The 15,908-nt window shown below is 43.9% G+C and carries 11 protein-coding genes; 3 read left to right on the forward strand and 8 right to left on the reverse strand.

What is annotated here, in order from left to right:
- Positions 1 to 78 precede the first annotated feature (78 nt).
- Positions 79 to 1,407: an amidohydrolase gene (locus B5Y40_RS22960; RefSeq protein ID WP_079689169.1), complete on the forward strand. Its 1,329-nt coding sequence runs from the start codon at positions 79 to 81 to the stop codon at positions 1,405 to 1,407.
- Positions 1,408 to 1,429: 22 nt separating this feature from the next.
- Here B5Y40_RS22960 and B5Y40_RS22965 read toward each other — a convergent pair whose 3' ends face one another.
- The 8 genes from B5Y40_RS22965 to B5Y40_RS23000 all read right to left on the reverse strand — a co-directional run bounded on the left by B5Y40_RS22965 (position 1,430) and on the right by B5Y40_RS23000 (position 11,887).
- On the reverse strand, positions 1,430 to 1,735 hold the full coding sequence (locus tag B5Y40_RS22965) for an antibiotic biosynthesis monooxygenase (protein ID WP_079689170.1): 306 nt from the start codon (positions 1,733 to 1,735) through the stop codon (positions 1,430 to 1,432).
- A gap of 102 nt (positions 1,736 to 1,837) precedes the next feature.
- Positions 1,838 to 3,262: a phytoene desaturase family protein gene (locus B5Y40_RS22970; protein WP_079689171.1), complete on the reverse strand. Its 1,425-nt coding sequence runs from the start codon at positions 3,260 to 3,262 to the stop codon at positions 1,838 to 1,840.
- Positions 3,263 to 3,470: 208 nt separating this feature from the next.
- Positions 3,471 to 4,784 (reverse strand): TolC family protein, encoded by a 1,314-nt coding sequence (locus B5Y40_RS22975; protein WP_221408978.1) that lies wholly within the window; start codon positions 4,782 to 4,784, stop codon positions 3,471 to 3,473.
- 37 nt (positions 4,785 to 4,821) lie between these two features.
- The gene (locus B5Y40_RS22980; RefSeq protein ID WP_079689173.1) at positions 4,822 to 7,953 is read right to left on the reverse strand and encodes an efflux RND transporter permease subunit; all 3,132 of its coding nucleotides are present in this window, start codon (positions 7,951 to 7,953) and stop codon (positions 4,822 to 4,824) included.
- A gap of 51 nt (positions 7,954 to 8,004) precedes the next feature.
- Complete coding sequence (locus tag B5Y40_RS22985; RefSeq protein ID WP_079689314.1) at positions 8,005 to 9,087, reverse strand: efflux RND transporter periplasmic adaptor subunit; 1,083 nt, start codon at positions 9,085 to 9,087, stop codon at positions 8,005 to 8,007.
- A 141-nt stretch (positions 9,088 to 9,228) separates the two neighbouring features.
- Positions 9,229 to 9,507: an ArsR/SmtB family transcription factor gene (locus B5Y40_RS22990; RefSeq protein ID WP_079689315.1), complete on the reverse strand. Its 279-nt coding sequence runs from the start codon at positions 9,505 to 9,507 to the stop codon at positions 9,229 to 9,231.
- Positions 9,508 to 9,810: 303 nt separating this feature from the next.
- Positions 9,811 to 10,902 (reverse strand): oxidoreductase, encoded by a 1,092-nt coding sequence (locus B5Y40_RS22995; protein WP_079689174.1) that lies wholly within the window; start codon positions 10,900 to 10,902, stop codon positions 9,811 to 9,813.
- Positions 10,903 to 10,984: 82 nt separating this feature from the next.
- Positions 10,985 to 11,887 carry a helix-turn-helix domain-containing protein gene (locus tag B5Y40_RS23000; protein ID WP_079689175.1) on the reverse strand — a complete coding sequence of 301 codons (903 nt, stop codon included), beginning with the start codon at positions 11,885 to 11,887 and terminating at the stop codon, positions 10,985 to 10,987.
- A 98-nt stretch (positions 11,888 to 11,985) separates the two neighbouring features.
- On the opposite strand from B5Y40_RS23000, the gene B5Y40_RS23005 reads away from it, so the two are divergent.
- Positions 11,986 to 14,898: a glycosyl hydrolase gene (locus tag B5Y40_RS23005; protein ID WP_079689176.1), complete on the forward strand. Its 2,913-nt coding sequence runs from the start codon at positions 11,986 to 11,988 to the stop codon at positions 14,896 to 14,898.
- A 179-nt stretch (positions 14,899 to 15,077) separates the two neighbouring features.
- A complete protein-coding gene (locus B5Y40_RS23010; protein ID WP_079689177.1) occupies positions 15,078 to 15,821 on the forward strand; it encodes an EcsC family protein in 744 nt (247 codons plus the stop codon).
- Positions 15,822 to 15,908: the final 87 nt, after the last annotated feature.

The raw sequence follows: 15,908 nt of genomic DNA on the forward strand, positions 1-15,908 counted from the left end.
TATTCGATTATACTCATTACTTTTCGCGCTTGCAAGTTTAGTGTCGTCATCACAATCAAAGAGTCCTTTCTCATATATATGAAATTAGTTCATTCTCTCCTTGTCCTTTGTATTTCAGCGCAAGCTATATATGCACAAACGAAATCGCCAGCAGTAAAACAAATTGAAGAGTTCACTAAGGGACAATATCCCTCCCTTGAAAAGCTATACCGCCAACTTCACCAGAACCCGGAGCTTTCGCTTCATGAAGAAAAAACTTCTAAAATCATGGCAGCGGAATTGCGTGCGCTCGGTTTTACCGTCACTGAAAAATTAGGTGCTTTTGGATTGGTGGGTATATATTCCAATGGAAAAGGACCAACCGTACTGATCCGTACCGATATGGATGGTTTACCACTCGAAGAAAAAACAGGTTTACCCTATGCCAGCAAAGCACGCGGAGTAAATGCTGCGGGAGCAGAAGTTTCGGTAATGCATGCCTGTGGTCATGATATTCACATGACTGTATTTATAGGTACAGCACGCGCATTAATTGAAACTAAAAAGAATTGGAAAGGAACACTTGTAATGGTAGCACAGTCTGCCGAGGAAAACGGTTTTGGTGCTGACCTGATGTTTAAGGCCGGGCTATATGATAAAATTCCGACACCGGACTATGCTATAGCACTACACGACCATGCAACATTGGAAGCAGGCAAAATCGGTTACCGCTCCGGTGCGTTCATGGCCAGTGTCGATATGATGAACATTACTATACATGGTAAAGGTGGACATGGTGCTGCTCCTCATACGACCATTGATCCGGTGGTGTTAAGTGCTGAAATGATTATGGCCTTTCAGACTATCGTTAGTCGTGAGATCAACCCGCTTGAGCCGGCAGTAATTACAGTTGGTTCTGTCCACGGCGGTGCAGTTCATAATATTATACCGGATGAAGTGAAACTCCAGCTTACATTGCGCTCATATTCACCAGAGGTCCGTCAACAGATTATTACTGCTATACACAGGTTGAGTAAGCAACTTGCTTTGGCGGCAGGACTTCCGGAAGATAAAATGCCGGAGATTACAATCAACGATCCGCAGACTCCAGCTACCATCAACGATGCTGCGTTGACCGCGCGACTGGTAAGTATATTTCAGCAAAACTTTGGTAAAGAGAATGTACTTGAAATGCCACCGGCTATGGTGGGCGAGGATTTCAGTCGCTTTGCTTTACAGGATAAGAAAGTGCCTATCTGTATGTTCTGGCTTGGAACAATCGATCCTGCTATAGCGAAAGATGCGCGAGATAAAGGCATTATACTTCCCTCCTTACACTCCTCCACATTTTCACCATCACCGGAGCCAACGATAAAAACAGGTATTACAGCTATGAGTGCAGCAGCATTGGACCTCTTCAAAAAATAGTTATGGTGAGATATAGGTAAACCTATTTCACCGCGAAGGTTTCATAGTGCTTAACGTGTGGTTCAAATTCGAGTAGAAAATCTTTGTCCTCGGGATAGTAACGGGCTATCGTAACATCTTCGCCTGCAAACATCTTGATACTCTCGAAGTTTTCCCATGTCGATACCGTCCAGAAGTGCGCTATATCGCCTTCTATTTCTCTCCATATCTTTACTTCGATATTTCCGGGAGTAGCCATATAGTCTTTAATGCCTGAATCATACAAAAATTTTAAATAACGCTCTGCATCAGAGGCTTTCGTTCTGCCATGCCATACGCGGGTGATCATATTGAAATTGTTTGTGTGCTATACTAAAATATCGAACCATGTATAGGGCTTCATACCCATCGATTTCTCTAGCGGACAGCACTGGCAATTCAACAGAAGTCGCTAGGTAAAAATATCTTTCAGTGCCCGTTTCGCGGCATGATGTCCGCACATGCCATGAACACCTCCACCCGGTGGCGTTGACGATGAACATATATAGATTCCTTTAGCAGATGTCCTATAGGGAGAATAACGAAGCGCAGGACGTGTAAAGAGTTGCCCTATATCCTGAACACCACCATTGATGTCGCCTCCTATATAGTTGGGATTATACATCTCCATGGAAGCGGCATCCATTGTATGCCGCGCGAGGATTAATTCCCGAAAGCCCGGAGCAAAACGTTCGATCTGCAGCTCGATGGCCTCCGTCATATTTTTTGTCGAGCCGCTGGGAACGTGACAATATCCCCACGCAGTATGCTGATCTTTGGGAGCACGTGTCGGATCAAACAGACTTTGCTGAGCCAGCAACACAAATGGTTTATCGGTATGTTTTCCCTTTGATACGGTATACTCGGCATCGGCTATCTCATGAAAGGTATTGCCTATATGTACCGTACCAGCCAATCGGCATTCAGGGGCTTTGAAAGGGATAGGCCCTGCGAGTGCCCAGTCTATTTTATACACACCCATTCCGTACCGATAGCGATTCAGCTGCCAGGTGTATAGGGATGAAAATGTATAGCCTGCAATCTCCAGCAACTGCCGGGGAGTTACATCCAACAATATAGCTTTCGCGGAAGGCAATTCTTTGAGTGATGATACCATCCAGTCAGTACGAATCGCCCCTCCGATAGAAGTGAAGTAGGAAGCTAGTGCATTCGCGATCGACTGCGATCCTCCTTTCGGTATAGGCCACTCTCCCAAATGTCCATTTGTCAAAAGCACAAGACCTATAGCAGCAGACGCTATATTTGTCAGCGGCTGCATGGCATGTGCTGTCATTCCACCCCATAATCCACGGGCATGTTCGGTTCGGAACCGATTTGCAATTTGCTTTGCAGACCAGATGGCGTTCAATCCAAATCCCGCCAGCGCTATAGGATGCTTCGGGATACCAAGCGGTCCTAATATATACTGCGAAATGGCTGGCCAGTGGTCCCGTATAGGTTCTATAAGTTTCCGGTATGCATTTTCATCAGGCCCCAGACTTCTGGCCGTAATTTCCAGCGAATGCTCGAGTATAGCAGCTGTACCATCATCGAAAGGATGCGCAGCCGAGAATGTGGGCGATATATACTCCAACCCGTGCTTATGCAGCGGAAGCGTTGAGAAAAAGGGAGAAGCTTTTGCAAGTGGATGAATGGCCGAGCACACATCATGAATAAATCCGGGTAACGTGAGTTCTTTGGAACGGAGCCCGCCTCCGATCGTATCTTTCCCTTCAATCAGTAAAACAGATAGACCTGCCTGTTGCAAAGTGATCGCAGCGGCAAGTCCGTTTGGCCCTGAGCCTACAACAACGGCATCATATTCTGTTTTATTCACGGTTTGTCTGCAGCACTTAATTTGCAGTAAGTAAAGCAAACATACTTAAAAATCAGTAAGTATAATATCGGGTTGTACATTCTCGCTGAACCTAAAGCGTGAAAACCTGTAACCCCTACTCGTTTCACATCTCTCTTTACAGGAGAATATACAACCCGATATATTAAAAGTCTATAGGCATCCGTACCACGGACCCAACTTTCGCTCCCTATTCAACCGTACCCATGATGCGGAGCAATACAATGCGCGCATTGAGGTAATCGTATACTGCTTCCAGGTAATTCGATTGAGCGGTAGACAGTGCCAGTTCAGCATCAGTAAGTTCAAGCCGTGATGCAATGCCATTCTTATAGCGATACTGAATTATAGTATAGCTAAGCTGAGCAGTTTCCTTTACGATTGCCGTATTCTGCAAGCGAAGGAGAGACTCCCTACTTCCTGCTATAGCTTCATGAACTGTAGCACGCAATTGCTCGTGCGCGTAATTTAAAGTGAGGCCGGATTGCTCTTTACTTAAACCCGCCTGCCTTACTTTGGCCTGCGTGCTGAAGCCTGAGAAAATAGGAATGGAAAGTTGAAGTCCTACGAAAGAAGAATTAGGATAATACGCATTTCCATATTCAAAATTACTCGTCTGCGATTGCACCTGGTATTGCGCTACAGCTGAGAGTGTCGGCTTACGCAACGCAGAGGCTGCACGCGTATTCTGATGACTGATCTGCTCCTGCAAAGCCAGCACCTGGAAATCAGGGTTCTTCGCTTTTGCTTCGTTATATACTTCTTCCTCCGAAGGAATAGATTCGGGTGCAGGTACAACCAATGAGTCTGTAAGTACAATATCTTTTAGAGAATCTATACCGATCAGTGTTTTCAATTGAAGCTTACTGGTCTCGACTGCATACGATAATTTTACAAGCTCAGGTTCCAGGTTCTTTACAGAAGTATAGGCGCGCAGTGTATCAACACGCAAGCCTTTTCCCTGGAGAAACAGTGATCTTGAATCGCGCAGTACGCGTTGATTCCGATTTATACTTTCCTTCTGCAATTTAATCCGCTCGTTCAACACCAGTATCTGGAGATACGTTTGCTTGATCATTGTTTGCACTACCAACTGCTTACCACGTGACGTTGCTCTACTCTCTTGCTCTTGTAGTCGTGCGCGTTGAAGAGACGGATATGCGAGCGGATTATACAAAGGTTGCACCGCTGCAACGGCTACAGCGAGTTGATCTTCGCCTCCGAATCGTCCATAGGGAATTTTACCTTCCGATGTTGTTTCTCCAAATCCAAAGAATGGAGTCAGCCGGAAATAATGGTTTGCTTGTGCATTGGCACTTACCGTAGGTAAATATAGGCTTCGTGCAACGATGCGTTGTTGCTGCGATTTACTGATCTCCAGTTCACTGGATTTCAGTTCGGGATTGGAGGTTAATGCCAGGGTAATAGCCTCCTGCAACGACAGTTCCTGCTGCTGCGCACTCACCGGAGATACCAGTGAGGCGAGCGCAAAAACTATATACATGTAATATATATTTGATTTCATGATTCTTGAATGATACTTAAGCTATAGCAGCTTGTTCTTTATTAATTTCAGATGCAGGGCTTTCACCGTCTTTCGCTTTGTGTACGTGTGCCCTTGAGAAGTACGAGTATACTGATGGAATAACATAGAGTGTAAGTACACCAGCAAAGATCAACCCTCCTACTACGGCAATTCCCAGTGAAGTACGACTGCCTGAAGAGGTTCCCAACGACAGGGCTATGGGCAACGTACCAAAGATCATGGCAAGTGTTGTCATGAGGATTGGACGGAAGCGTGATGAAGCTGCTGCGAGTACAGCATCGCTTACCGACATGCCTTCTTCTTTTCTCTGGTTGGCAAATTCTACGATGAGGATACCGTTCTTGGTTATCAAACCGATCAGCATAATAATCCCGATCTCACTGAATACGTTGATCGATTGACCCGTTAACCACAAGCTGAGCAATGCACCGGTAAGCGCCATCGGCACAGTAAGTAGAATGATGAATGGATCGATCAGACTTTCAAACTGTGCGGCCAACACCAGGTATATCAAGAGTATGGCGAAGATGAAAGCAAATACCAGACTGGAGCTACTCTCAGCGTAATCACGGCTTTGTCCTGCAAGAGCAGTACTGAATCCAGCAGGCAAAATGCCTTTGGTGATACCGTCCATTTCCTTGATCGCTTCTCCCAGACTTACTCCCGGTGCCGGTGTTGCAGAGATCGTTACGCTATAGGCTTGGTTATACCTATATATAGCGGGTGGACTCACACTTTCATTCATGGTCACCAGGTTATCAAGCGATACCATTTCTCCGTTCTGTGCTTTCAAGAACAAGGAATTAAGGTCAGCCGGTGCAGAGCGTTCTTTTCTGTCCAATTGCCCGATTACTTCATACTGTCGGTCATTGTATATAAAATATCCATAGCGTCTTCCACTCAGCGCGAGTTGCAACGTGCGGCCTATCTCTTGTGTAGAAATTCCTACTTGAGCAGCGCGTTGTCTGTCGATGGTTATACCAATCTCCGGACGGTTGATTTTAAAATCAGGATCCTGAAAACTGAGTTTTTTACTTTGGTATACTTGTCCCATCAGCTTCGGCATTACATCGATGAGACTTGGCAGATCAGGTGCCTGTATAACATACTGCAACGGCTGTGAGCTTGAGAATCCACCAATGGTAGGAATCTGGATGGGTATAAGAATTACATTTCTAAATCGTCCGGAGGCTGCTACCAGCTTTTCATATACCTGTTGTTGCGAAAGACCACTGGCACGGTCTGCCGGATCTTTCAGGAACACCCATTGGAAGCCACCGTTTACAGGCTGCACCAACGTTCCTATAGATGCAGCTATACCTGCATAGGTACGATTACCATTCAAATCCGGCACAGAGTCAGAAACGAAGTTGTTTATCTCCTTCATGGTTTGCTCCATACTCTCATACGATGTTCCTTCCGGTGCAATCACTGCAAGACCAATCATCGAGCGATCTTCTAACGGAGCGAGCTCAGAAGGAAGTTTCGGTAACAGATACCAGGCTATACCAAATGATAATAGCAAGAGTACAAATCCTAACCAGCGGAATTTAAAAAATGCGTGAAGTGATTTTTCATAGCCGCGATTCAAAGCTTCGAACCAAGGCTCTGTCTTTCTGTATAACCATCCTTGTGATGCACTCGCTTTCAGCAAGTATGCACTCATCATCGGTGATAACGTCAAGGCAACAAAGGCTGATATCAATACAGAACCAGCTACAACAATCGCGAACTCCTTGAACAGTCTGCCGGTAATTCCTCCGAGGAAAAGTATAGGAAGGAAAACGGCGGCCAGTGTTACCGTTGTTGAAATTACTGCAAAGTATATTTCATCGGCTCCTTTTCGTGCTGCTTCGATCGGGCGCATGCCCTTCTCAATCTTGCTATATATATTTTCCAGTACTACAATCGCATCATCCACCACGAGTCCAATCGCGAGTACCAGACCTAACAAGGTGAGCACGTTAATCGAAAAGTCTGCTATATACATAATAAAGAATGCAGAGATGATCGATACCGGTATAGCAACCAGCGGAATGATTGTACTTCTCCAGTCACGAAGGAATATAAAGATGATGAGTGCCACCAAAACGAAGGCGAGGATCAACGTCTCCTCCACTTCGTGAAGCGAGTTCCGTACCGGTACAGTAAAATCTTTACCCAGAGAAATGATATAGTCTTTTGGTGCATTCTTTACAATTTCATCGAAGCGATTCTTGAACTCGTCTACAATGGCGAGTGAGTTCGCACCACGCTGAGGCTGTACGCCCGTACCTACGCCATAGCGCGCGGTCGGTCCTTCCCCTACAATCATCGCGGTACGTTCATTCTGAGACGACATGATCGCTGTACCTATATCTTTGAAGCGTACAATCGCGCCTTCTTTTTGAAGAATGATCATGTTGTTAAAATCATCTTCGGTTACAAGTCTTCCTTGTGTACGGAGTGTCACTTCCGTGTTTTCGCCTTCAATACGACCGCTTGGTAAATCTACGTTCTCACGTTGCAGTGCTGCCTGTACATCAGCGGGTGTTAAATTATAGGATGCAAGTTTCAACGGATCCATGCGTAAACGCATCGCACGCTTACGTCCGGCATATGAATCTACGAGTCGTACTCCGGGTATAGATTGTAACCTTTCTTTTATATTGATGTTAACAAAATCGGTTACATCTTCCAGGCTGCGTGTATCGCTTTGCACTGTGAGGAAAACAAGGAACTCTGCAGGTCCTGACTTTTCTACAATGGTAGGTTCTATATCTGCTGGCAATTGTTGACGCGACTTCGAAACTTTATCGCGCACATCGTTGGCAGCGGCTTCGAGGTCGGCATCCAAATTAAATTCAACGGTAATGATACTTACCTGCTCGCGTGATACCGAAGACAAAGCGCGTATACCGTTTGCTTCTGCTATAGCCTCTTCCAGAGGTTTTGTTACCTGTGACGCAATGATGTCTGCACTAGCGCCTGGGTATACCGTTGTAACCATAACGATCGGTGAATCCGTTACCGGATATTCGCGTGTGCCCAGAAAGGTATAGCCTACTATACCAAACAAAATTAACAGCACCGACATAACTCCCGCCAAAACCGGGCGGGATATACTTACTTGTGAAATTGCACTCATGAAATATTGAATTGAATAATCATTAGAAGAATAATGGGTTGTTGGGGAAGACTATTTCACAGATACAAGTTGCACGGGAGCACCAGGGCCCAGACGGAGCAGGTTGCTGACGATGACCGTATCACCTTGATTTAATCCTTTTGTTATTTCAACAGAACCTGTACTGCGTTGACCAATTACTACAGGTATTGCTTCAGCTTTATTTTTGCGTGATACAAATACAGAGTAACCGTTCGAGGAAGGTATCAATGCTTGTGACGCCACGGTAAGGGCACTGGACGAAGTGTTCAATGATAAAGTAAGTCTCACACTTTGACCGGGTAATAACTTACCCTCCGGGTTTGATGTAGCGCCTCTTACTAACAGTGTACGTGTGTCGTTGCTAAGGCTCGCACCGCGTGCTACAACTTTTGTTTTATACTGTTTTGAATCAGAGATGACTGTAAAAGTTTGTTCGCTGCCTGTCTGGATGATGTTCGTATATTTTTCAGGAACAGAGAATTCAACTTTTACGACACTATTGTCTTCGATGTTTGTTAATATAGTGTTCACTGAAACAATCGCTCCGGGATAGGTATTGATCATTCCGATCTGTCCATCAAATGGTGCTACGATTCTGGTCTTGTCGATCATCACCTGGAGTTCAAGGATCTGTGCCTGTAATACTTTCAGATTTGTAGAAGCCTCATCGTAATCCTGTTGTGCTATAGCTTCCTTTTCAATCAGATCTTTCAAGCGAACTTCATTGAGCTTTGCTAATTTTTCCTGCTGGCGAAAGCGTTCAAGCTGTGCCTGTAAATCTGAATCATCGAGTTGAAACAAGAGTGTGCCGCGCTTTACTTTACTTCCTTCCTTTACATTTACGCGCACAACTTTACGGGTAAGTTCACTGGCTATATCTACTTGTTGATTGGCTACGATCGTTCCTGTTACTTCAAGTTCATCGCGAACTATACCGGGCTGTACAATAACAGCATCTACCGGAACTCCACTCGGCACCACTGCCGCTGTTTTTGTTTCACCTTTCAAGTCGTCAGCTTTGGAAGTACAAGCTGCTATAAAACCAGCCAGAAGAGTATATCCGGCTATTGAGAGAACAAGGGTGCGTAACCGCTGTTTGTTTGAATCATTCATACGTTTGGGGTTTACATTTATTGATTTATTTAAAAGTTTCGATACGTTTTTGGATAAGGGGTGCGAAGTAAAACTCATATTTATTCAGAAGCTAGTATTTATTGATATATTTAAATTAATCGATTATTGAAAAGAAAAAAATTAGTCTTTCTTCAACGCTTCCAGGAACTTGATATACTCATCGAGCACCTTGTTGTTAAGCTTGTACTTAACATTCCTTCCCTCCTTTTCCGCAAGTATAATCTCAGTATCTGTCAATTGTTTCAAGTGATGACAGATCGATGGTTGCGCCAGATCAAGGATATCATTGATATCCACACAGTATAGACAATCCTTCGTTTTTTTAATCTCCTTCAAAATGAGTAATCGGTTAGGGTCAGCCAAAGCTTTCGAGATCTTCTCTGCCTTCTTAGAGTTCATCGCTGGTGGATTTGGCGCTAAAATACTCATTTATGTATTGAAATTAATCGATGTAACGAAAAAGAACGTTTTTAGTTTTCTATAGGCCTAACTACATCGATCTATTCCAAAAAGTTTCTACATAGTTTAAATTTTATAAAAGAATTTTCCGCAATCGATAATTCTGAGGTTTATTTATACTCCTTCTTGATGTTTACTATATATTAAAGAATGTTATCACATCTATATAATATTCGTTTTCTTTAACCTACCGTATGTAAGCATGCCAATCCAAAATGATCAACATGCTTATTGGATCAATATTTATTTTACTGCTTCCTCTTTATAGAACAGATAGCCTCCATGGTGAAGAACGCCTTCACGAAAATCGCCTGATGCGGTAAATCCTGTATCATCTATATATTCAATGTGGTCACCATCTATAGTATAGCTCCCGGTGTAGGCGCTCTTCTTCGTACCACGCGCCTCGTCATACCTACCACCTGGCAAAAGCTCCTGACGAATATGGCCGTCTTTTGTAACCCACATACCTATATATGATTGTGCTCCCTCCTTGGCAAACCCTGTTGACACCGTTATATTTTTCCAGGTTTCAATTTCCTGCTGAAGCGTTGCCATCTTTTGCAACGCCATGGTATAGGCGTCTTCACCGAGCAACAAATGCAGCGGTGGATTTTTCTCTTTTGCTATAGCAATCAATGCATCTGCAGCTTTATCAGGGTCACCTTGCTGATTACCATTCAACGTATTCTGATGAAGGCTTTGTGACTCGCGCACATTCTTATACTCATCAATCTGATGAGCAGGAACTGCCATCGAGCTTGCAGCAAGAAAATTCGTTCTGAAATATCCGGGCTCTACTACGGTTACATCTATACCAAAAGCCTTTGCTTCTTCCGCAAGTGATTCTGTTAAACCAGATACTGCAAATTTAGTAGCACAGTATATTCCCCAGCCTGGAAACGCTCCCGTAAATCCACCAATAGAAGATATATTGAATATATGACCGGAGCGCTGGCCGCGCAGATAGGGCATTGCCTTCCGGATAACATTTAATAGCCCGAACACATTGATCTCAAAATTACCACGTACTTCCTGATCACTCAGTTCCTCTATACCACCTGCTAAACCATACCCGGCATTATTCACAATTACGTCCACCCTGCCAAAGCGATTTACGGTTTGATCTATAGCATTACCGACACTCACTTCTGAGGAAAGATCTACTGCTATTGGCAGAAAGTTGCCGTTGCGTGTACCCACTGCGTTGTTCAAGTCCTCAACCTTACGCGAGGTTGCCGCTACCTGATATCCTTGTTCCAGTAATTTTTTTACGATGGAGAGTCCCAAACCTTTTGAAGCTCCCGTCACGAACCATACTTTTTTTGTTTTCATATTTTATTCCTTTTGACAGGAACAAAATTAGACTACTGCAACAGGCTGGCGATTACTTCTTTCAAACCAATGCTTGCAAAATTCAAACAATTCTAAAAGATGAAGGGGTAACGCTTGTTTGCTTTTTGAAAAAGTTATTGAAATGAGAAGGTTCTTCGAACCCAAGGCTATAGCTGATCTCTGAAATATTCCAGTTGGTATGTTTCAATAATGCTTTCGCTTCAGCGGCAAGGCGTTCTGAAATGTGGTCGGTTGTTGTTTTACCGGTGGTTACCCGAATGGCACGGTTCAGGTGATTAACATGTACTGCCAGTTGCTCTGCGAAATCTTTTGCAGAACGCATGGAAAATCGTTGTGCCGGTGATTCAATCGGAAACTGACGCTCAAGCAACTCAGTAAATATAGCCGTGATCCGGGAGTTCGCATCTGTATGCTGATATAGCGTTTCCGTAGGCTGCATCTTTAATGCATAGTGAATCATCTCCGTTACATAGTTCCGAAGCAAGTCGTATTTATATACATACTCGGAATCAATTTCTTCCAGCATCTTCGTAAAGATCTGACTCACATGTTTATCCTGACTCTTATTTAATATATACGATGGTTTACTGCCCATCGTAAACATAGGTAGCTCATTTATATTACCGCGCAGTCTTTCTGTAAAAAATGCCTCTTTAAAAATACAGAAGAAACCGGTTTTATCATCCGAGAGAGATTCCCAGGCATAGGGAACATGCGGATTAAAAAACATAAGCGTTGTACCGGCTATCTCTACACTCTTATCTGAATAGTGATAAACGTTCCGGCCGCGAATTAAGCTTATCTTATAAAAGTCTCTGCGACTATATTGCACCGGTACAGCATTGGGTCCCACGCAGTCTTCCAGGCGGAATACATTGAAGTGACCTATATCCTGCTGCAGGTTGTCAGGCAGCCAGTTGAATTTCTTTTTATAAAAATCTTCGAGCGTTTCTATGTTTGACATGCAGCAAAATTACAAAATTCAAATATGATTCGATAACTTTAAATTTTAAGCTTCAAGTCCTGAGCTTTAACCACGATTTTTTTACTGAATATTAAGATATGTTTTCACGAATAATATTGTCCAGCCTGTCCATGTTGATGGTTGCGCTCCTGAGCACCGGATTTTTCAATATAGAGAAGAGTGGGGTTTCGGGTATCGGATCTGACAGCGACTCAACTCTGGCGCGTCACTTCAAACAACCGCCACAACAATATGGCATTCGTTGCTGGTGGTGGTGGCTGAATGGCAATGTTACGAAGGAAGCTATAACACGTGACCTTGAAGAAATGAAGCTGAAAGGCTTTAGCGGTGCATGTATAGTAGATGCTGGTGGCCAGACACAACAAGGGAATGGTGATGTACCGGAAGGGCCTATGTTTGGGAGTAATGCGTGGCGTGATTTATTTGTTCATGCTATAAAAGAAGCAAATCGTCTCGGACTCGTGATCAGCCTTAACATTCAGAGTGGATGGAATTTAGGAGGACCCGATGTTACTCCGGAAGAAGCAACCAAACATATTACATGGTCTGAACTTACCGTGACAGGACCATTGAAAACAACGCAACCTCTCCCCTTACCTCCTGTGCATGATAATTACTATAAAGATATAGTGGTAATCGCATTTCCGAAAAGATATATACCTGCAGAGCGTGCACCTATCAGAAGCCTGGACGTGAAAGCTGCTTTTAAGGAAGGAAGTCGTTCCGGGTATGATACAGAAAAATTACTGGATGATGTTCCGTCTTCTATACATGAAGAAGATGCTGTTCTTCGCGATATCGTTGTGCTTCACAATAAGCTTGACGCGAATGGAAAACTGCAATGGCAGGTACCGGCAGGTGAATGGACCATCATGCGCTTTGGTTTTACCACCAGTGGAGCAGAAGTTTCAACGTCCAGCGGAAAATGGCAGGGCCGCGTCATTGACTATATGAACGCTAAATACTTTAATCGGTATTGGGACACTTTCGTGGATCCATTGCTTCAATCGATCGGTCCGATGGCAGGCACTACACTTCGCTACTTGCAAACGGATAGCTGGGAATGCGGTGGTATAAATTGGTCCGATCAATTTGCAGAAGAATTTAAAAAACGCAGAGGGTATGATCTATATACCTATTTGCCGATAGCAGCGGGCAAGATCATTGAGAATCGTGAGGTGAGCAATGCATTCCTGGCGGACTTTCGTAAAACTATAGGAGACTGCATAGCAGACAATCATTACCGTGTCTTCTCGGAGCGTGCAGCGAAATATAGCATCGGCATTCAACCGGAATCTGCGGGGCCGCATGCAGGACCATTGGACGGCCTGAAAAATTATGGATTCAATGAAATTATGATGAGTGAATTCTGGTCGCCCTCGCCACACCGCTCACGCCATGAAGAACGCTTTTTTGTTAAACAGGCATCGAGTGCAGCACATATATATAATAAACAGCTTGTCGGTGCAGAGTCCTTTACTACCATCGGCAGACATTGGAATGATGTACCGTGGGCAACCATGAAGCCTGCATTCGATCATGAAGTTTGCTCCGGTCTCAACCTGGTCGTGTTGCATACGTTCACATGCTCTCCGAAAGAAATGGGACTTCCCGGTCAGGAATATTTTGCCGGCACGCACATCAATCCAAACATAACGTGGTGGCATCTTTCAAAAACCTTTTTCGATTATCTAAAGCGATGTCAATATATACAACAACAGCCCGGCACCACGGTAACGGATATACTATATTATTATGGCGATCACGTACCCAACATTGGTCACCTCAAAGAACATGATCCTGCCAATGTATTACCAGGCTACGATTATGATCTTATCAACGAAGACCGGCTTTTGGCGCTAGAGGTAAAAGATAGTAAGATCGTACTGCCTCATGGTGTCTCTTATCGCGCATTGGTATTGCCTACGCATAAAGTATTATCACTTGCAGCATTGCGTAAGATCAAAACACTGGCGAGCAACGGAGCCATCATTATAGGTGCAAGGCCTGAACGCCTTGTTAGTCTCTCCGGAAATCCGGGAAGTACAACCGAATTTAAAAACATTGTCAGTGAACTATGGGGTAATGGTATAGATACGGTTGGAGCAAAGAACATTGGTACCGGGAAAATCATCTGGGGAAAAGCTGTACGGGATGTACTGGCAGAAAACGGAGTACCTCCCGATTTCAGTGTTATCAACAATGAGAAGAATGGAAATTTCGACTATATACATCGCGTTGTCAACGGTGACGATATATATTTTGTAAGCAGTCAGAACCAGGCGGAGTCTGCCGCAAGCTTTTCATTTCGCACCACTGGAAAACAGCCTGAACTGTGGGACGCTGTAACCGGTACTATACAAACAGCAAAGGCTTTCCGTGAAGAAAATGGGAGAACTATACTTCCATTAGAATTCGATCCCTATGGCTCTATGTTTGTTGTCTTTCGCAATAACGCAAAACCATCTACAGCGGGTACATCTACGACCAATGCTTTACACTATAAGAATGTACTGAACGTAAAGGGGCCCTGGAAAGTAAAACTGGACACATCTATGGGAGTACCTGCATCGCTAAACCTTGATACGCTTACAAGTTTAACACAACGCCTTGAAGCGGGTGTGGTAAATTACTCAGGCAAAATTATATATACCTCAGCATTTGATTTCCCCAAATCCAAAAAGGACACCCGGTATTTCATTATACTTGGAAATATACAGGATGTCGGGATTGCCCGGATAAAACTAAACGGTGAGGAGATTGGTGTGACGTGGACGCCTCCATTTAGAATGGAGGTAACCAAACAGCTTCGGAAGAAGGGAAATCAATTGGAGATAGAAGTTGTAAATTCATGGCGAAACAGACTGGTGGGTGATCGTGGGCTACCTGCCGATAAAAGATATACTCAAACCAATATCACCATCAAACCAGAATGGCAACGGTTGGATGCAGGGTTACTCGGACCGGTACATCTTGCGACAGGTAATTGATATCGCAGTAAAAAGTTATGGATTGTTATTGACCTCATCAACCTATATACATTCATATGATGATAAATCTCTACACACCATAAAAAGCATGCTTTGTTTTAAAGAAGCAAATGCTTTCTGCAACGGGCACGACATTTCTATACTCTACATGAATTCATAACACTTCAACAAAATATAGTATGCGCGCTGAAAGTAATCTTACCACTTCGTACGATCAGCAGGTTCAGAAAGAACTTTCGCAGTGGCAAAAGCGCATGCAAAAAAAACCTTCTTTCCTGAACAGGTTCTCCAAGACCACACAGGAACGGATCAATCGCATCATTCCTGAAAAAATACATGGAACCATTACTACCGCGATCAAACAAATGACACGCGCGCTGATTTTTGGTATTGGTATAACTTCGAGTAAACCTTTGGTTCTCGCCACACTACAAGAACGGGAAGCAGCTGTATTGGAAACGATTCGCAAACATCGGAATACGGCTACTGCTGAAGGCGCTATTACCGGTGCCGGAGGACTGCTACTCGGACTAGCAGACTTTCCAATCTGGCTTACTATCAAAATGAAAATGCTGTTTGACATCGCAGCACTATATGGCGTTGATGTAAAGGATTACAAAGAACGTATATATCTGCTTCATATTTTTCAGCTTACGTTTTCCAGTCAACAACACCGTAACAGAATCTATACTACAATAGCAAATTGGGAAAAAGAAAAACTTCTCTTGCCAAACGATACTAATCAATTTGACTGGCGCAGCTTTCAACAAGAGTATCGTGACTATATTGACATTGCTAAACTTCTACAACTCGTGCCTGGCATTGGCGCGGTGGTAGGAGCATACGTTAATCACAGGCTCACGGCCAAGCTGGGCAAATATGCGATGAATGCTTTTCGGATGAGGATGATTCCTTCTCTATAAATATCCAGTTCAGGATTTATTCAGAATCCTTGTTGAATTTTACTCCTGTTCCAGAATACAAGACGTGACCGTTAAACTACTGGATTC

This window comes from Ohtaekwangia koreensis (assembly GCF_900167975.1).
Lineage (GTDB): Bacteria > Bacteroidota > Bacteroidia > Cytophagales > Cyclobacteriaceae > Ohtaekwangia > Ohtaekwangia koreensis.

Bases quoted from the DNA above. Each gene is read 5' to 3' on its own strand.
- B5Y40_RS22960 (WP_079689169.1), top strand. From the start codon at position 79: ATGAAATTAGTTCATTCTCTCCTTGTCCTTTGTATTTCAGCGCAAGCT.
- B5Y40_RS22965 (WP_079689170.1), bottom strand. From the start codon at position 1,735: ATGATCACCCGCGTATGGCATGGCAGAACGAAAGCCTCTGATGCAGAG.
- B5Y40_RS22975 (WP_221408978.1), bottom strand. From the start codon at position 4,784: ATGTATATAGTTTTTGCGCTCGCCTCACTGGTATCTCCGGTGAGTGCG.
- B5Y40_RS22980 (WP_079689173.1), bottom strand. From the start codon at position 7,953: ATGAGTGCAATTTCACAAGTAAGTATATCCCGCCCGGTTTTGGCGGGA.
- B5Y40_RS22985 (WP_079689314.1), bottom strand. From the start codon at position 9,087: ATGAATGATTCAAACAAACAGCGGTTACGCACCCTTGTTCTCTCAATA.
- B5Y40_RS22990 (WP_079689315.1), bottom strand. From the start codon at position 9,507: ATGAACTCTAAGAAGGCAGAGAAGATCTCGAAAGCTTTGGCTGACCCT.
- B5Y40_RS22995 (WP_079689174.1), bottom strand. From the start codon at position 10,902: ATGAAAACAAAAAAAGTATGGTTCGTGACGGGAGCTTCAAAAGGTTTG.
- B5Y40_RS23000 (WP_079689175.1), bottom strand. From the start codon at position 11,887: ATGTCAAACATAGAAACGCTCGAAGATTTTTATAAAAAGAAATTCAAC.
- B5Y40_RS23005 (WP_079689176.1), top strand. From the start codon at position 11,986: ATGTTTTCACGAATAATATTGTCCAGCCTGTCCATGTTGATGGTTGCG.
- B5Y40_RS23010 (WP_079689177.1), top strand. From the start codon at position 15,078: ATGCGCGCTGAAAGTAATCTTACCACTTCGTACGATCAGCAGGTTCAG.